The organism is Catenulispora rubra (assembly GCF_015356825.1).
Lineage (GTDB): Bacteria > Actinomycetota > Actinomycetes > Streptomycetales > Catenulisporaceae > Catenulispora > Catenulispora rubra.
Genome location: NZ_JAACYW010000106.1, coordinates 16,730 through 33,891 on the forward strand (window position 1 = coordinate 16,730; position 17,162 = coordinate 33,891).

Sequence of the window (17,162 nt, forward strand, 5' to 3'; positions counted from 1 at the left end):
TCCTCTGCTGCGGGATTCCCCGGGAACCACTGCCAGGACGGTTTCCTCGCCCCGCCGATGGGGTGGAGCAGCTGGAGTTCGCTGCGGGAGCACATCAGCACCTCGATCATCGAGGCGCAGGCCGGGCGGGAAGGTTGCTCGCGTCGGCAGGCTGCTCGGATGCTGCTTCGTGTCGGTGCGTTGCCGAGTGTGCGGTTGGGCTGTAGCGGCGGCCAAGGCACCGGTCCTCACCGAAACCGGCAGCCTGGCCGCACTCGCCCAGCACACCGAGCTCTCAGGCCGGAGGCCGCTCGTCCAGCACCTGGCGCAGCTTCCCGGTGCGCGGGTTCGTCACCAACTCGCTGCGGGGTACCCACTCGATCGCGAGCTCGTGGATCACGCCGTCGGCCGCGTAGATCGGGTAGTCCGGGCGGGCGGCGTGGACTGCGTCGAGGAGGCGTTGGGTGAGCTCCGGGGGTGGCTGTTCGGTGTAGCCCAGGCGCAGGATCAGGCCGTCGCGGCCGTCCCAGCGCCGCTGCACCATCTGCATGCCGGTCATGAAGTGCTGCGGGTCCGCGGCGATCAGTGCTGCGCGGACGTCCTCCGTCGGCATGGCGATCGTGCCGACGCGGGCGCCCTCGATCGAGCGGCCGACGAGGCGGAAGTGGCGGCGCTCGACGTCGGCCCACTCCGCGCGGTCGCCGACCGGGTAGCGGATGATGGGCATCAGGGTCCTGAACAGGTTGGTGACCAGGAGGCGGCCCGGGACGCCCGCGGCGGTGATCGGCTCGTCGGTCTCGTCGTCGACGATCTCCACGAAGGTGCGGTTCGCGAACTCCTCGTGCACCCGCACGTCCGGGCCCGGCACCGGCGCGGCGACCAGGCCGGCGTCGACCGAGGCCAGGCCGATCGAGTTCACCGTCGCCTTCGGGAAGGCGCGCGCCAGGATCGGCCGCAGGTCGTCGAACATCAGGTCGCCGGCGAACAGGACCAGCTCCACCGAGCCGGCGTCCTGGCCCCGCTTGATCACGCACTCGGCGACGGCGCTCAGCTTCATCGGCTCGCCGACCAGCACCTGGATCTGGAAGTTGGCGATCAGCTCGGCGATCGCCTCGTCCGGCGTCGCGGAGCCGACCGGGAAGCGGACGTTCTCCACCGGCGAAGCGTGCAGTCCGTGCTCCATGAACAGCATCCCGCTGTAGAGCTCGCCGGAGGCCATCAGGTTGGCGACGCGGTGTCCGGGCTTCAGCCCGGCGCGCACCATCCCCGCGCCGAACGCCGTCACCGCGTCGGCGTGCTCGCCGCGCGTCCACGGCGAGAACTTCGGCGCTCCCGTGGTGCCGCCGGTCTTGTAGACGCCCGCGTCGGTGAGCGGACCGGTCAGCAAAGTGTTCTCCGGCCACCGGTTCGCGACCCAGAAGGCGGCCTGATCGACGACCGGGAGCTGGGTGATGTGCGAGATCGTGGCCGGGACGTCCTTGTACGCCTCCGCGTAGAACGGCGAGTGCTTCCGGGCGAAGTCGACCAGTTCCTGCAACGATTTCTGAGGCATCGCAATCTCCTTACAAAAGCTAATCGAGGCCGATCCAGGTACGAGCCAGCGACTGGATGACCGAGCCGTCCCGGTCGGCCAGCTTGTGGTCGATGTACTCCTGGGCCCACCGGCTGGTGGGGATCCGGAATGCCGGTCGCTCCTCAGTCAAGGTCCGGACTACGACCTCGGCGACCGCGCCGGGCAACTGCGCCGCCCTCTCCCAGCCCTGTTTCGAGATCCAGCCGATGTAGTCGGCGAACGTGGACGCGTACACGCCCGACGCAGCCTGGATCGTCGAGCGGTCGGCGTCCGGGAAGATCCCGAACTGCGTGAAGGGCACGAAGCCCGGGACCACGACGGACACCTTCACACCCTGGGCGGCGGCGACCGGGGCGAGCGCCTCCATGAAGCCCTCGACGGCGGACTTCGCCGCGCTGTAGGACTCGTTGAACGGCTGCCCGACCACCCCGTGCACACTGCCGATCGTCACGAGGCGACCGCCCGAGGCCCGCAGCAGCGGCATGGCCAGCCGGCTCACCGCGATGACCCCGAAGAAGTTCACTTCCATGTTCGCCCGCAGCGCGGCCATCGTGGACATTTCCATCGTGGGATCGGAGCTGGCGACTCCGGCGTTGTTGACCAGCGCGTCCAGCCGGCCGTAGGTCTTTTCCACGTAGGTCACGCATTCCTGGACGGAATCCGGGTCGGTGACGTCGAGCTGCCGGACGTCCACCTCGACCCCGGCGTCGTCCGCCGCCGCGAGCAGCAGCTCAGCCCGCCCCGGGTCGCGCATCGTGGCCACGGTCGCGAAGCCGTCACGCGCGCAGGCGACGGCGGTCGCCAGGCCGATGCCCGAGGACGTCCCGGTGATCAGTACGGTTCGGTCGGTCATGAGGCACTTCCCGCCAACTCGGCGCCGGATTCCACCGAGCGCTCTGCCTCCGCGGCGTCCAGCAAGGGTTGGATGCGGATCGCAGACACGAATGACAGCGCCGCCAGCAGCGTGCCGCCGGCCATCATCACCCGGGAGGCGTCGAGCACCCCGAGCGAACCTGTCAGCAGACTGACACCCAGACCGCCGACCAGCGCGGCCAGCGGAATCACGCCCCAGGTGAAGACGCGGTACGCGGCGTGCATGACGCCCTGGTTCTCGGCCGTCATGCGCGACTGCCGCGTCGGGGCGCTACACACGTTGATGCACGACATGCAGAACCCGTAGCCGGCCATGGTCACCGCGATTACCGCCGTAGGCGGCAGCGCCGGAGCGGCAAGGATCCCGAGCCCGACCAGGTTGTGCGCCAACAGCGACCAGGCGAAGGTGCGCCCCAGGCCGAAGCGCGCCGCGATCCTCGGCGCGATGACAGCACCGATCAGCGCGCCCACGGCCGCAACCGACATCGCCGCGCCGAAGGCGCCGGTCGACAGGTGCAAGCCCCGGTACGCGAGGATCGGCAGCACCGTGACGAAAACCGGGCCGCCGGCGTTGAGCGTCACCGCCGCCAGCACCACGCGCCGCAGCACCGGATCGGCCCAGTTGAGCCGGAAGCCGAGGGTCAAACGCTGCCGGATCGAGCCGGCGGTGACCGTCTTGGTGCCCCAGGGCTGCATGAAGCGGAACGAAGCCGCGGATATCAGGTAACTGGCAGCGTCCACGAACAGCGCGCCCACGCCGAGCGCGCTGTAGAGACCTGCCGCTATCGACGGCCCGGCGACCTCGGTCACCGAGCCGCTGCCCTCCAGCCGGGAGTAGGCGCTGACCACGTCGTCCTCGGCGACCACGGCCGGTACCGCCACCAGGTAACCGATGTTGAAGAAGATCGTCGCGCCACTCACCACCGCGACGCAGCCGAACAGCAGCGGCGTGGACAGAAAGTGCCGCCAGTACGCGATCGGGATCACCGCCACGGCGGCCAGCCGGACCAAGTCGCACGTCAGCATCGTGCGACGCTTGTCCCAGCGGTCGACCAGCACCCCGGCCACCGGCCCGACCAGCGGGATGCCCAGGTACTGCGCCATGGAGACGATGCCGACCTGCAACGGGCTGGCGTGCAGCGCGAAGATCATCAGGGCCGGCACGACGAACACCGTGACCTTGTCGCCGGCCATGCTCACCGTCTGGCCGGTCCAGAACAGGTTGAACCCGCGCCCCAGGTTCGCCGGCGAGCGCCTGCTCACGTCTGCTCCCGCACCACGAAGTTCGAGGTCTTGCCGGTGCGGTCGTTGCTGACCAGGGCCTCGGTGACGGTCACCCGGAAGTTGCCCGGGTCGTGCTGGAACGCGGTGCTCAGGGTGAAGGTCGAGGCCAGCAGGTCCTTGCGCAGCTGCTCGGTGTCGACCGAAGAATCGGCGGCCGAGTCGGCACTGGCGAGCACCAGCACCTCGACGCTCAGTGCCCGACCCTGGTTCTCGGTGATCACGACCTGCGCGCGGGACACCCCGGGCCCTCGTTCGACCTGCGCCACGATGTCGTCCACGTGCAACCCGAGCCCGCGCACCTGCACCACACTGTCCCGGCGCCCCAACACCCGCATCGCGCCACCCGGCCGCCCGCACGCGCAGGCCACGATCTCGCCCGCGTCGCCGGTCTGGTACCGCAGCACCGGGTTCAGCATCTCAGGGTTCAACGTCGTGAAATCCAGCAGCTCGTCACCGCCGACGTGCACCAGCTGCTCGGGCAGGACATGGAACGTGTCGTCAGGACAGTCAGGCGTGTTGGTCCCGACCACCCAGGTCTCGGTGCTCCCGAACATCCCCCACCGGCGCGCCTCGGGCGCGACCGCCGCCATGTCCGCCTCCAGCTGCGGCTGCCACGCCTCACCGAGCCACAGCACCTTGCGCAGCGCAGGAAGCGTGATCCCGGCGGCGCGCGCGTTCGCGAACCACAACCGCAGCACGCTCGGCGTGCCGCCGATCGCGGTCACCTTCCGTGCGGCGAAGAACGCCAGCCAGTCAACGTACTCGTCAGCGGTCACCGAACCGACCGCGATCACCTGGCAGCCACACAGGTCGGCCAGCGAGGCGGCGAGGAAGTGCGCGCCCCACATGCGGCCGGCGCCCCAGCCGTTGACGAACACGTCGTCGCGATCCAGCGGTGCCCACTGGGCATGGACGCCGGCCATGTAGAAGCCGGTCGGCGCGTAGCCGACCTTCGGCGCGCCGGTGCTCCCGCCGCTCTGGAACAACCAGGTGGCGCCGTGCTCGGCCTTCGGCTCCAGATGCGCGAGCGCGACGTTGAGATCGTCCTTGACCAGCGGCGGAACCGTCGCGATGTGGTCGAGGGAGAGGATCTTGTCGTGGCCGTCGTAGCGCGCGGCGAGCGCGGGCACCGTCTTCAGCCGGTCGAGCGAGTGCTGGGCGACGGCCAGCCGCGATTCGGCTGCCTCAGAGGACTGAGAGAAGGACTCGGTCATCGCGCCGCCCCCGATTCTTCCAACCACGCGGTGTGGGCATCCCGGTAGGCGGCGAACCGCGCGCGGGCGACGTCCTTTTGGATCGAGCGGTCGTCGTCGGCCGCGCCGTCGGGCAGGATGACCCCGTCCAGCTCCAGCTCGGAGAACCAGTACCGCTCCCCGTCGTGGAGGAAGTCCACGCAGAAGAACGGGATCGGCAGCTTCTCGGCGAAGTAGGCCGCCGCCTCCGCGAGCTCGTCGGGGACGGTGGCGAACATCTCCGTCTTCCCGGCCCGGCTGGCGTTGGCCACCAGCGAGCCGGCCTCGGGGGTCCGCTTGGCCATCGCGTACGGCTTGCCGCCGATGACGTAGACGCGGTAGTCGATCGTGCCCTCGCCGAGGTAGGGCTGGACCACCAGCGTGGTGTCGCCGCCCTGGGCCAGGCTCGCCAGGCCCCTGAGGTCCTCGGAGTCGCGCGCCAGGTTGATCCCGCCCCCGCCGCACCAGCCGGTCGGCTTGACGATGGCCGGGAAGCTCACGTTCGGCAGGACCACCTCGTACAGGTGCTTGCCGATGTCCCGGCCGGAGCCGACGCGGATGGTCGGGATCGGCGGGATCGGGGAGCCGTCCAGGTACAGGACGGTGGCCAGCTTGTCGTTGCCGATCATCGACGTCCAGGCCGGGAACGGCAGGTAGAAGCCGCACTGCTCCAGCACCGCGTAGAGCGCGTACTGGTTGAAGATGTCAGCCGACTGATACGGCAGCGAGTACAGGGCCGTGATGAACAGGGTGTCCTGCGGGGTCACCAGCTGGTCGTCCACGTAGACCCGGGGCGCGCCGCGGACCGTGGCGTCCACGGTCACCGCGTCCGGAGAGTGCCGGGTCCAGGTCATGCCCAGCGCTTCGGCGGCCTCCGCGTACAAGTCCCAGAAGAACGGTTGCCAGAAGGCCTGTCCCCGGGTGGACTCCCGGTCCGGGAACACCCAGCACATGCGGCGCAGCGTGGAGGCGGTCATGGGGTCGAGCGTTCCAACCGGCGCTCCGAGACCGCCCCGGATCGGCTGCAGATCCGCTGCAAATCCGCTGTGACCGGGGCCGCCGCGCGGTGCACGGCGTCGAGCGGATCTGGAGCGCTCTTGAAGCGCGGGTTGGAACGCTCGACGCAGTCCTCGTCCGCAGCCAGATCGGGGTATGCCGCCTATGTTGCCCGAGTTCCCCTCCACGGAGCCCGACGCACTCGACACCGTGCGCTCCACCCTGGCCAGGCTGCGTTCCGTCCCGGCGCTGGCCGACCGCTACTGCGACGTCGTGGCCCTGGACAGCCTCGAAGACCTGATCCACGTCCCGGTCACCGGCCGGGACGAGCTGAGCGTCGCACTGGCGCATCTGAAGCCGAAGGCGCGCTCCGGCGCGACGTGGTCGTTCCAGCGGGACTGCGGCACGGGTCTGCCAGAGCTCGGATACGCGCCGACCGGCCTGTACATGAACGAGGTGTACGACCGGTGGAAGCCACTGGGGCCGGCGGACGTCTTCGTCAACGGCTGGGCCGCGGGCCGGCTGTGGGACGCGCACTACCTCATGGGCGTCTACGCCGACCTGGCCGGCTGCACGGTCCTCGGGCTCGGCGCGGTCGAGCAGGGCGAGATCGGCTACTGGCTGGAGTTCTGCGCCGACCGCGACGTCACCTCCTTCGGCGGCGCCCCTGGCGCACTGCGGCCGATCTTCGCCCGGGCCCGCGAGCTCGGCCTGAAACTGCCGACGCTGCGCAGCATCATCTGGCTCGGCGAGGAGTGGGATCCGGCGATCGACGACGACCTGGCGTACGTGGCGCCGGACGCGCAGCGCTGGGGTCTGTTCGGCGGCGCCGAGACCCTGGTGATCGGCACGAACACCCCCGAGTGCGCCGCCGACATCTGGCATCCGCTGCCCTCGCAGCTGGTGCACGTCGGACGGGACCAGATGCTCGACGTCACCTCGCTCAAGCCGCACGGCCTCAACCCGGTGCTGCGCTTCCGGACCGGCGACGCGGGACAGTGGGTGTCCTGCCCCTGCGGCCAGGCCGGACCCGCGCTGCGGGTTTTGGGCCGGCGGATGGGAGAGGTGAAGTTCCGCGGCCTGTTGCTCGACGTGGACGGCCTGGTCGCGGACGTCGCCGGGCAGCCCGGGGTGTCGCGGGTGCAGATGGTGATCACCGAGCACGCGGCCCGGGGCGCGACCGCCGAGGTGCTGGTCGTGCCGTCGCGCGACGCGGCCGGGGATCTGGCCGCACGGGTGCGCACGCACATCCTCGCCTCGGCGATCGGTCGGGCTTGCACGGCGTTCCGGAACGATCCGGAGGCGCTGGCGGTGCGGTTGGTGGACAGCGTGATCAGCAACGAGCGGACCGGCCGGGCCGCCGATCTCGTGATGCGGCGGCACTCGTGAGCGACGTGAATCTGAATCCGAATCTGCATCTGATGAAGGCTTTCGGCGACGCGGTGCGCAGGCATTCGGACCGGCCGGCGATCGTGCACAACGGCGAGTCGCTCAGCTACGCCGATCTCGACGCGCTGGTCCGCGCGAAGACGCGGGACCTGGGATCCGATCCCGGCGTGGTCGGCGTCCCGGCGACGCATGCGCCGGACACGGTGATCGGCCTGCTCGGCGTGTTCGCGGCCGGCGGCGCGTACATGCCGATCGATCCGTCGTTCCCTGCGGAGCGCGTCGAGGCCATGTACGCCGCGGCGCAGGGCCAGCCGGTGGCCGGTCCGGCGTATGTGCTGTTCACCTCCGGATCGACCGGCGAGCCGAAGCCGGTGCTGACTCCCGGCGAGGCTTTCGGCGTCACGGCTGCCGCACTGGTCGAGTTGTTCGCACTGACTCCGGACGACCGCGTCCTGCAGTTCGCGTCACTCAACTGGGACACCTGCTTCGAGGAGATCCTGCCGACACTCACCGTCGGCGCGGCGCTCGTCTTCGACGACGAGGCGCACACCGGTTCCTTCCGGCGCTTCCTGCGGATGGTGGACGAGCGGCGAATCAGTGTCCTGGATCTGCCGACCGCGTTCTGGCACGAGCTGGTGCGGCACCTGGCCGAGGACGACGCTTCGCTGCCGGACTGTCTGCGGCTGGTGGTGATCGGCGGTGAGGCGGCAGCACCGGCGCGGCTGGCCGACTGGCACCGACTGGACACCGGCGCGGTCCGGCTGCTCAACACCTACGGCTGCACCGAGACCACGATGATCACGCACGCCGTGGAGCTCGACGCTCCCATGACCGAGCGGGTGCCGATCGGCCGGGCGCTGCCCCATGTCAGGGAGCTGATCGAGGACTCCGGCGAACTGCTCATCGGCGGCCCGGCGCTGGCTTCCGGCTACCTCGGCCGGCCCGAGGCCACCGCCGAACGGTTCATCGAGCGCGCGGACGGCCGCTGGTTCCGCACCGGCGACCGCGTCAGCCGCCGTCCCGACGGCCTGCTCTTCCACGAGGGCCGCATCGACCACCAGGTCAAGATCCGCGGCGTCCGGGTCGATCCGGGCGAGGTCGAGGCGCACCTGACGCGGCATCCGTCGGTGGCCGCCGCGGCGGTGACCGGCGTGACGCTCGCCGGGCGGACCGCCCTGGTCGGCTATGTCGCCGCGCCCGGTCCGGCACCCGATCAAGCGCCCGACCCGGCGCTCGAAGGCGGCGCCGACCTGCTCGGCTGGCTGCGGCAGCGGGTGCCCGCGCACCTGGTGCCCAGCCGCATCACGTTCGTCCCCGAACTCGTGCACACCGCGAGCGGGAAAGTCGACCGGGCGGGCACGCACCGGCGCTACGCACCGAAGGAGAACCCGCGATGACCGTCGACGACACGCTTGAGATCTTCCGGCGAGTGTTGGAGACCCCGGACGTGACCCCGGACAGCGACTTCTTCGACCTCGGCGGCGACTCCCTGCTCGGCACCCGCGTGCTGAGCGCGGTGGCCCGCGCCACCGGCGTCGAGCTGACCTTCGACGACTTCCTGCTCGCCGCCACCCCCGGCGCCCTGGCCGAGCGCGTCGCCGAGAGCGCGGAGCGGGTATGAGGGTCCTGATCATCGGTGCCGGGCTGGCGGGGCTGTCCGCCGCCCGCCGCTTGGCCGACGCCGGAGCCGGGGTCGAGGTCACGGTGCTGGAGGCTCGCGACCGGGTCGGCGGACGCACGCGCGGCATCGAGGTCGCGCCGGGCGCGTGGGTCGATGCCGGCGCGGCGTATCTCGGCGACCGGCATACCGAGCTGAACGCGTTGCTCGCCGCGCTGGATCTGAAGACCTGTCCCACCGGGATGGTCGGGGACAGCCGGTTCGAACTCGGCACCGCACAAAACAGTGCTGCCGAGAACAATGCTGCCGAAAGCCGTGCTGCCGAAACTCGGCCGGGCCGCTTCCCGCCGTTGAACGCGGTAGCACTCGGCGAGCTCTTCGACTTACTCGCCGATCTGACCACGTTGGTGCGCCCCGAGGCACCCTGGCTCACCCCGGGCGCCGCCGAACTCGACAAGACCACCGTCGCGCAGTGGGTCGACAGCAACCTGCGACACCCGGATGCCCGGCGCTTCTTCCCGCTCTTCCTCGGCGAGATGATGGCCGCCGACCCCGCCGATATCAGTGTCCTGCACATGGCCTTCTACCTCCGCTCCGGCGGCGGTCTCCGCTATCTCAACGCCTTCGAGGGCGGCGCCCAGCAGGACCGCGTGGACGGCGGCGCGCACCAGCTCTGCGAGCGTCTTGCCGTCGGCCTCGATGTCCGGTTCGGCGAAGTCGTCCGCAGGATCCACGCCACCGACACCGGCGTCACCGTCTGGACTGACACCGCCGAACACCACGCCGACGCCGTCATCGTCGCCGTCCCGCCGGTCCTCGCCGACGCGATCGACGTCGACCCAACGCTGCCCGTCCCGCGTGCCACCTCGCACACGGCGCCGGGTTGCGCGGTGAAGGTGCACCTCGTCTACCCGGCACCGGTCTGGCGCGAGCACGGCCTGTCCGGCTGGTCGGTCAACGTGAGCGGCCCGCTGCTGTCCACCGTCGACGACTCGCCGAGCGGCGGCACCGTCGGCGTCCTGACCGGCTTCGTCACCGGCGCCGAAGCGCACCGCTATGCCGCGCTTCCGCCCTCCGAGCAGCGTGCGTCGGCAGTCGCGCAAGCCGCGCGCCTGTTCCCGTTCCTGTCCGAACCCATCAGCTTCCACCTCACCGATTGGGTCAACGAGCCGTACAGCCGCGGCTGCTACGCCGCCTTGTTCGGCCCCGGCGACTGGATGTCCCTCGGTCCCAGCCTCAGCGGCCCGCATGGCCGCATCCACTGGGCCGGCACCGAAACGAGCACCGAGTTCTTCGGCCTGATGGAGGGCGCGATCCGCTCCGGCCATCGGGCTGCCACCGAAATCCTTTCCTTCACACCGGAAACGCCCTCCAGGAGGTCGCGATGAGCGACGAAAACACCGCCGCAGCGCCGAGCCAGAGCTCCCGCCCCAGCCCCATCGCCCCGATGGCGGTTCGCGAGAAGTTCATGACCGAGCCCGATCTGGGCGCCGGCAACTTCCTGGACCACGCCCTGGCGGCGAACCCGAACCGCGACGTGCCGTTCGCGTTCAGCCACAGCACCGACCACCGTGGCCGGGTGGTCCTGCGCGGCCACAGCCTCACCGATCTGGCGGCGCTGCGCGACCGCTATGCCAAGTGGTACAACGCCAACGGCGTGCGCCCCGGCGACCCGGTCGGCATCGTCGTGCCGGAGGGCCTGGAGCCGATCATCCACTTCCTGGCGCTGTCCGCGCTCGGCGCGATCCCGGCGATGATCAACGACGCGATGCGCCCGGACATCATGGTCCGCTACCTGGACCACGTCGGCGTCGTCGGCGTCGTGGCCTTCGACACCACCGGCCTGGCCGCCGCCTACCGCAAGGACCCGCAGCGCCGGCCGGGGTTCCTGGCGCTGGCCGCCGAGGTCCAGGCCTTCGACGCCGGGCACGCCGCGCTGCCGGATCAGTACCCGTACAAGCACGAGCACGACGATGTCGTGGCCCTGATCCACTCCTCGGGCACCACCGGCACGCCGAAGTCGACGATCCTGGCGCACCGCCAGTTCTGGGACGGCAAGCAGCCCCGGATGACCCGCTTCCCCGCCGAGCCCTACGACAAGCTCATGTCGCTGATGCCGCACACCCACGCCGGCGGCCTGAGCTACTTCCTCACCGCGACGCTGCTCGGCCTGCCCACCGTCGTGATGGGCAGCTGGACCCGCGAGGGCGTCGAGCCGGTGATGGAGGCGTTCCAGCCCACGATGATCGCCTCGTTCCCGCGCACGTTCGTCGAGCTGGCCACCGGCGAGCTGCCGGTGAAGGGCGCGGCGAAGGTGCACTCCTGGTTCAACACCGGTGACAGCGCGCACCACGGCCACATCAGGAGGCTGATCACGCTCGGCGAGCGCCCGGCCGGCCTGATCAAGCCCTGGCTGCTGCCCTCGGAGGCGGCCGCCCAAGCAGCGCTGCCGGGCTCGCAGTACGTCGACGGCCTCGGGTCCTCCGAGATGGGCATGGCGAACTTCGGCCAGGTCTGGACCCCGGAGGTGCCGCGCAACGACCGCTGCGTCGGCAAGAAGCTGGAGACCGTGACCCGGGCGGCGGTGCTGGACCAGGACGGCGCGGAGGTCCCGGACGGCACCGTCGGGCTGCTCGCGATCCAGTCGCCGTCCCTGACCCCGGGCTACTGGAACAACGAGGCTCTGACGAAGTCGTTCATGCTCAACGGGTTCTGGCTCACCGGCGACGTCGCCTACAAGGACGCCGACGGCAACTTCTACCACCTGGACCGCACGGTCGACGTCATCGACACCCTGTCAGGGCCCGCATACACCCTGCAGATCGAGGAGATCCTGCTGGCCGACTGCGACGAGCTGGTCCAGGACTGCTCGGTGTTCGGCGTGCCGGGACCGTCGGGTCGCGGCCAGGTCCCGGCCGCGATGGTCCGGCTCCAGGCCGGTGCCGCGGACGTGACCGAGGAAACGCTGCTGGAGACCGCGAACAAGGCGCTCGCCGGGGCGGGCCTGACGGAACTCGCCGCGGTGCGCGTCGCGCGGGACCCGCGGGACTACCCGCTCGGCCCCACCGGCAAGGTGCTCAAGCGGGAGCTACGAACCCGGTTCGCCACCCTGTTCACCGCACAGACTCCCCGATGAACGCAGACCCCGTGGTGGCCGTCGAATCCGGCGACCAGGGCTACCGCTACGTCCGGTCGGCGTTAGCCGAACCGGACTGGCGGCGGCTCCCCGGCTGGCGCGAGGTGACCGAGGCCGAGTGGCGCAGCGCCACGTGGCAGCGGACGCACAGTGTCAAGAACGCCGGGCAGCTGCGCGCCGTCCTCGGCGATCTGCTGACCGACCGGTTCTACGCCGACCTCGCCGCCGACCAGACCCGGTACGCCACGATGGCGATGCTGATCCCGCCGCAGATGCTGAACACGATGGTCCCGGGCGCGCCGCCGGACGACGAGTCCTTCCTCGCCGACCCGGTCCGCCGCTACCTGCTGCCGGTGGCCTCGGACCGGGAACCGGACTGGCCGAGCCACCCGCACGCCGAGCGCGACTCGCTGCACGAGGCGGACATGTGGGTGGTGGAGGGCCTGACCCGCCGCTATCCGACCAAGGCGCTGGCCGAGCTGGTGTCCACGTGTCCGCAGTACTGCGGGCACTGCACCCGCATGGACCTGGTCGGCACGTCCACGCCACAGGTGGCGAAGACCCGGCTGGCGCTGCGGTCGGCGGACCGCCAGGAGGCGATGCTGGACTACCTCAAGCGCACGCCGAGCGTGCGGGACGTGGTGGTCTCCGGCGGCGACGTCGCGAACGTGCCCTGGCCCCGGCTGGAGTCGTTCCTGTTCCGGCTGCTGGAGGTGGAGTCGGTCCGCGACATCCGGCTGGCCACCAAGGCGGTGGTCGGCCTGCCGCAGCACTGGCTCCAGCCGGAGGTGCTGGCCGGCGTGGCGCGGGTGGCCGGCGTGGCGGCCGCGCGGTCGGTCAACCTCGCCGTGCACACCCACGCCAACCACGCGGCGTCGGTGACGCCGCTGGTGGCCGCGGCGGCGCGGGCCCTGCTCGACGCCGGGGTGCGGGACGTGCGCAATCAGGGGGTCCTGATGCGCGGGGTGAACGCGACCGGGACGGAGCTGCTGGATCTGTGCTTCGCGTTGCAGGACGAGGCGAACATCCTGCCGTACTACTTCTACATGTGCGACATGATCCCCAACGCGGAGCACTGGCGGGTCTCGGTGGCCTGCGCCCAGGAGCTTCAGGACTCGATCATGGGCTGGCTGCCCGGGTACGCCACGCCGAGGATCGTGTGCGACGTGCCGTTCGTCGGCAAGCGCTGGGTGCACATGGTCGGCGAGTACGACCGGGAGCTCGGCGTGTCGCGGTGGGACAAGAAGTACCGGATCGACGACGACGCCGCTGAGCGAGGCGGTGTCTACTACGACCCGATCCACTCGCTCCCGGAAGCCGGCCGACGCTGGTGGTCGGAACGCTATCGCTCCGGCACCGACTCCGACTCCGACTCCGACTCCAACTCGGGCACCGGCTGAGCGGCGAACGGGTTTCCGCTCAGCGTGACGCTGTGGCCGCGGAACTCCGCGACCACGGCGCCGTCGTCCCGCCGGGTGACGGTCACGTCGTACAGCCCGGTGCGGCCCTGCCGGGCCCGCTCGACGGCCTCGGCGGCCAGCAGATCGCCGGGCCGGACCGGCTGCAGGAAGGTCACCTGCGCGGTCTGCGCGACGGTGACCGGGCCGTAGGAGTTGCACGCGTAAGCGAACGCCGAGTCGGCAAGGAGGAACACGTAGCCGCCGTGCCCGATGCCGTGACAGTTCACCATGTCGCCGGCGACCTGCATAGTGAGCACGGCCCGGCCCGGTTCGACCTCTTCCAATGCGATGCCGAGCGCTTTGCAGGTCAGGTCCTTGGCGTGCATCGCCTCGGCGTGCGCGAGTACCACGTCGTCTCCTGTCGGGTGTCGCTGAGCAGTCTGAACACTCATATCCGCGAGTCCAGCCGCAACGTCTCGGCGTTGCGATCGGCCTCGACGCGATCGACCTCGACCAGTTCCGCGGCCCATAACCGAAGCCTGAGCCCGAGCCTGATCAGGGTCCCGGCCAGCACTCGGTCCGGGACGGCGGGCCGCAGCGACTCCAGCGCGCGGCTCAGCTCGGCCGCCAGCAGCCCGTCGTTGAACGGCCGGTCGAGCAGGACCCTGCCTTGGTCGAAACCGCCGCCCAGCGCGACCTCGCACAGGATCAGCGCCTGCGCGAACCGCTCGCGGCCGCGCTCCTCGGCTCCGCTGCGCACCAGCACGTCGGCGTAGCCGAGCAGGACGATCGCGTACGCCAGCGGCTCACGGCCCGAGGACAGGGTCCGCAGCGCGCGCTCCAGCGCGGCACCGGCCTCCCTGAGCCGGGACTGCCGGGCCCGCAGCGTGCCCAGGCCGAAGGCGGCGGTGCAGGCGAGCCCTCCGGAGTCCGCCGCGAGCAGTTCGGTGGCCCGAGTCAGGTGGATGTCGGCCTGGGCCCACTGCAACGGATCGGCCAGCAGGGCGGTGCCGAGCTGTGCGTGCGCCTCGCCGAGCACCCGCGGATCGCCCAGCGACACGGCCGCCTCCAGCCCGACCGCGCACACCTGCGCCGGGACGGCCGGGTCGGACGCGTGGGCCGCGGCCGCGAGCCGCCAGGCCGACTCCCCGTCGCCGGTGTCGACGACCCAGCGCGCCACCGCCGGCAGGCTCGGGGCCTCGGCCCGGAGGAACCCGGACGGATCGTCGCCGCGGAACGGCAGCCAGTCGTCGGGGCCGTTGGAGGCGGGCCAGTCCCGCTCCGGCGCCGTCAGGTTCGCGCAGGCCTCGTACGCCTGCAGGTACCAGCGGACGATCCGGCCCTGGACCACCTCCCGGTCCGGGAGCGTCGCGCCGCACTGCCGGGCGTATCGCAGGACCATGTCATGGAACCAGTAGCGGTCCGAGCCGGTCTCCACCACCAGGTTGGCCGAGATCAGCTGGTCGAGCAGCTGCCGGGCGCGCACCGCCGAGACGCCGGCCACCGCCGCCGCCAGCTGCAGGCAGGCCGACGCCCCGGGCAGCAGGCCGAGCTGGCCGAACAGCCGCATCGCGGCCGGGTCGAGCCCGGCGTGCGCCTCGGCCAGCGCGGCGCGCACGGTGCGCGCGTCGTCGGCCACCGACAGCACGTCGACGCCCTCGGCCAGCTCGTCGGCGAAGGAGACCAGCGACTGCCGCGACCGGGACGCCAGGGTCGCCCCGGCGATCCGGATCGCCAGCGGCCAGCCGCCGCACAGCCGGACCACCTCCTCCGCGCCCTCGCCGCTGAGCCGGTCCGCGCCGACGATCGCGCGCATCAGCTCGGCGGCGGCCGCCGGGGCCAGCGGCTCGACGGTCAGGGTGCGCACCGCGTGCTGGATGGCCAGCGACGTCAGCCTGGTGCGGGACGTGGCGACCAGCAGGCTGCCGGGCGTCGGCGGGACCAGCGGCAGCAGCTGGCCGACCGTCTGGACGTCGTCGGCCACGATCAGGATCCGCTTGCCGTGGGCCAGCGTCCGGTACGTCGCGGCCCGCTCCTCGGCGCTGACCGGGAGCCGGTCGGCGCCGACGCCGAGGGCCAGCAGGATCGTGCCGAGGACGGAGCCCGCGGAGGGGATCTCGGTGGAGTCGGCACCCTGGCCCCGGCTCTGGCTGGCACCGCCGAGGCGGATGAAGATCTGCCCGTCCGGGAAGCGGCGTGCGACGCTGTGCGCCCAGCGCACGACCAGCGCGGTCTTGCCCAGACCGCCGGCGCCGGAGACCACCAGGATCTGGGGCTCGTCGTCAGGTCCGGGCAGTGCGGCGGTGAGGGTCGCCAGATCGGCTTCGCGGCCGAAGAAATGGCCGGCGCTGGCGGGCATCTGCGCGGGGTGGTGCTCTTGGATCGGCTCCGGGGTCCTCAGCGTCTCAGGTTTAGCGGGAAGCTCGGCTGTCGCCGGGTGCTCGGATATCGCAAGGTTCTCAGATGCCCTGGGGCGGGGAAGGAAGGCGGCCAGGAGCTCGGCATCACTTGGGGTGATCGGGCTCTGTTCCGCGCGCTCTTCGCTGTGGCCGCGCTCAGTCCGCTCGTTCCACGCATCGCGCTCGTCGCGCTCGCCTAGTTGGCCAAGTTGGCCAAGTTGGCCGCGCTCGCCGCGCTCCCCTCGCAGGATCCGCATATGCAGCTCGCGCAGCTCCAGGCACGGATCCGCGCCGAGCTCGTCGGCCAGCCGCTCCCGCACGACCTGATAGGCCCGGATCGCGTCGGCCTGCCGGTTGCACCGGTACAGCGCGGTCATGAACTGGATGACCAGCCGCTCGCGCAGCGGATCGGCCGACACCGCGGCGGCCAGGTCGCCCACCACCTCGGCGTGCCGGCCCAGTCCGAGCTCGGCCTCGAAGTACTGCTCCAGCAGGCCGATCCGCAGCTCGGACAACCGCACCCGGTCCGCGGCGGTGCCGGGCGCCCAGACCCCGTCCAGCGGCGCGCCCCGCCACAGGTCCAGCGCCTGCCGCAGCCAGCGCGCGCTGTCCGCCCCGTTCTCGGCCCGCCGCGCGCGCCGTGCGTACTCCTCGCACATGCCCAGGTCGCTCGCCTCCCTGGGGAGATCGAGCAGATAGCCGGGATGCCGCGTGACGAGCGCGCCGCCGAGTTTGCGGCGCACCGTCGAGACCAGCCCCTGCACCCGCGACCTCGGCCCGACCGGCGGTCGCCCACCCCACAGTCCGTCGATGATCCGGTCGGTGGACAGCACCGTCCCGCAGGACAGCGCCAGGATGGCCACCAGGTCCCGCTCGAGTGGCGCGAGCGGGACACAGTCGCCACCGGCCCAAGCCTCCACCGGCCCGAGCAGGCGTATCTCCAACAAAGCAGCACCTTCCCGAGAACGCCGAGGCCCGCGTCGAAAAACGGCGACGACGGCGAAAGGCGACGATGATCAGCCCCCACACCGCACCCACTCGTTCCGACCCGGGCGTCCGCGCACCGACGCCGACGAGTCCCCCGCCCGCCGGACCCGTCCGACGCCTCGTTGTCGGGATGCTACAGCCGTTCGAAGCACCTGGGCAGTCTGTGCGCGGCGCGCCTGTCACAGTACACTGACGCAGGTCAGAGTGCCCCGTCGGCGTGACCGCCCGGTGACGGGAGGTGGTCGCGATCAGGGCCCGCACTCGCCCGCCCCGGGCGGATCCGAGGGGTTGTGACT

13 protein-coding genes are annotated in these 17,162 nt (G+C 71.3%); 6 read left to right on the forward strand and 7 right to left on the reverse strand.

The window, feature by feature from the left end; all coding sequences use genetic code 11:
• Positions 1-274: 274 nt before the first annotated feature.
• Genes GWK61_RS26520 through GWK61_RS26540 form a run of 5 tightly spaced genes read right to left on the reverse strand, consistent with a single transcriptional unit; the run spans position 275 to position 5,918 of the window.
• On the reverse strand, positions 275-1,531 hold the full coding sequence (locus tag GWK61_RS26520; RefSeq protein ID WP_194912363.1) for a phenylacetate--CoA ligase family protein: 1,257 nt from the start codon (positions 1,529-1,531) through the stop codon (positions 275-277).
• 19 nt (positions 1,532-1,550) lie between these two features.
• Positions 1,551-2,405, reverse strand: a complete 855-nt coding sequence (locus GWK61_RS26525; protein ID WP_194912374.1) for an SDR family NAD(P)-dependent oxidoreductase — start codon at positions 2,403-2,405, stop codon at positions 1,551-1,553.
• Positions 2,402-3,688 (reverse strand): MFS transporter, encoded by a 1,287-nt coding sequence (locus GWK61_RS26530; protein WP_194912378.1) that lies wholly within the window; start codon positions 3,686-3,688, stop codon positions 2,402-2,404. Before GWK61_RS26530 ends, GWK61_RS26525 begins: the two co-directional genes overlap by 4 nt.
• Positions 3,685-4,923 carry an AMP-binding protein gene (locus GWK61_RS26535; protein WP_194912380.1) on the reverse strand — a complete coding sequence of 413 codons (1,239 nt, stop codon included), beginning with the start codon at positions 4,921-4,923 and terminating at the stop codon, positions 3,685-3,687. The genes GWK61_RS26530 and GWK61_RS26535 overlap by 4 nt, the downstream gene beginning before the upstream one ends.
• Positions 4,920-5,918 carry an ATP-grasp domain-containing protein gene (locus GWK61_RS26540; RefSeq protein WP_194912382.1) on the reverse strand — a complete coding sequence of 333 codons (999 nt, stop codon included), beginning with the start codon at positions 5,916-5,918 and terminating at the stop codon, positions 4,920-4,922. Before GWK61_RS26540 ends, GWK61_RS26535 begins: the two co-directional genes overlap by 4 nt.
• Positions 5,919-6,105: 187 nt before the next feature.
• On the opposite strand from GWK61_RS26540, the gene GWK61_RS26545 reads away from it, so the two are divergent.
• Genes GWK61_RS26545 through GWK61_RS26570 form a run of 6 tightly spaced genes read left to right on the forward strand, consistent with a single transcriptional unit; the run spans position 6,106 to position 13,480 of the window.
• Positions 6,106-7,326 (forward strand): acyl-CoA synthetase family protein, encoded by a 1,221-nt coding sequence (locus tag GWK61_RS26545; protein WP_194912383.1) that lies wholly within the window; start codon positions 6,106-6,108, stop codon positions 7,324-7,326.
• On the forward strand, positions 7,323-8,723 hold the full coding sequence (locus GWK61_RS26550; RefSeq protein ID WP_323747763.1) for an amino acid adenylation domain-containing protein: 1,401 nt from the start codon (positions 7,323-7,325) through the stop codon (positions 8,721-8,723). The genes GWK61_RS26545 and GWK61_RS26550 overlap by 4 nt, the downstream gene beginning before the upstream one ends.
• Positions 8,720-8,947, forward strand: coding sequence for an acyl carrier protein (locus GWK61_RS26555; RefSeq protein ID WP_194912385.1), 228 nt, complete (start codon positions 8,720-8,722; stop codon positions 8,945-8,947). The genes GWK61_RS26550 and GWK61_RS26555 overlap by 4 nt, the downstream gene beginning before the upstream one ends.
• Positions 8,944-10,332: a flavin monoamine oxidase family protein gene (locus tag GWK61_RS26560; protein ID WP_194912386.1), complete on the forward strand. Its 1,389-nt coding sequence runs from the start codon at positions 8,944-8,946 to the stop codon at positions 10,330-10,332. The genes GWK61_RS26555 and GWK61_RS26560 overlap by 4 nt, the downstream gene beginning before the upstream one ends.
• A complete protein-coding gene (locus tag GWK61_RS26565; RefSeq protein WP_194912389.1) occupies positions 10,329-12,080 on the forward strand; it encodes a class I adenylate-forming enzyme family protein in 1,752 nt (583 codons plus the stop codon). The genes GWK61_RS26560 and GWK61_RS26565 overlap by 4 nt, the downstream gene beginning before the upstream one ends.
• Positions 12,077-13,480: a KamA family radical SAM protein gene (locus GWK61_RS26570; protein WP_194912394.1), complete on the forward strand. Its 1,404-nt coding sequence runs from the start codon at positions 12,077-12,079 to the stop codon at positions 13,478-13,480. The genes GWK61_RS26565 and GWK61_RS26570 overlap by 4 nt, the downstream gene beginning before the upstream one ends.
• On the opposite strand, the gene paaI is transcribed toward GWK61_RS26570, so the two are convergent.
• Together paaI and GWK61_RS26580 are read right to left on the reverse strand one after the other, a co-directional pair.
• Complete coding sequence (gene paaI / locus GWK61_RS26575) at positions 13,423-13,866, reverse strand: hydroxyphenylacetyl-CoA thioesterase PaaI (RefSeq protein WP_369125612.1); 444 nt, start codon at positions 13,864-13,866, stop codon at positions 13,423-13,425. The genes GWK61_RS26570 and paaI overlap by 58 nt on opposite strands.
• Before the next feature lie 62 nt (positions 13,867-13,928).
• Positions 13,929-16,826, reverse strand: a complete 2,898-nt coding sequence (locus GWK61_RS26580) for an AfsR/SARP family transcriptional regulator (RefSeq protein ID WP_194912397.1) — start codon at positions 16,824-16,826, stop codon at positions 13,929-13,931.
• Between the last annotated feature and the right edge of the window lie 336 nt (positions 16,827-17,162).

Excerpts from the sequence above, each read along its gene's own strand:
- GWK61_RS26520 (WP_194912363.1), bottom strand. The coding sequence starts at position 1,531 with ATGCCTCAGAAATCGTTGCAGGAACTGGTCGACTTCGCCCGGAAGCAC.
- GWK61_RS26525 (WP_194912374.1), bottom strand. The coding sequence starts at position 2,405 with ATGACCGACCGAACCGTACTGATCACCGGGACGTCCTCGGGCATCGGC.
- GWK61_RS26535 (WP_194912380.1), bottom strand. The coding sequence starts at position 4,923 with ATGACCGAGTCCTTCTCTCAGTCCTCTGAGGCAGCCGAATCGCGGCTG.
- GWK61_RS26540 (WP_194912382.1), bottom strand. The coding sequence starts at position 5,918 with ATGACCGCCTCCACGCTGCGCCGCATGTGCTGGGTGTTCCCGGACCGG.
- GWK61_RS26555 (WP_194912385.1), top strand. The coding sequence starts at position 8,720 with ATGACCGTCGACGACACGCTTGAGATCTTCCGGCGAGTGTTGGAGACC.
- GWK61_RS26560 (WP_194912386.1), top strand. The coding sequence starts at position 8,944 with ATGAGGGTCCTGATCATCGGTGCCGGGCTGGCGGGGCTGTCCGCCGCC.
- GWK61_RS26565 (WP_194912389.1), top strand. The coding sequence starts at position 10,329 with ATGAGCGACGAAAACACCGCCGCAGCGCCGAGCCAGAGCTCCCGCCCC.
- GWK61_RS26570 (WP_194912394.1), top strand. The coding sequence starts at position 12,077 with ATGAACGCAGACCCCGTGGTGGCCGTCGAATCCGGCGACCAGGGCTAC.
- paaI (WP_369125612.1), bottom strand. The coding sequence starts at position 13,866 with ATGCACGCCAAGGACCTGACCTGCAAAGCGCTCGGCATCGCATTGGAA.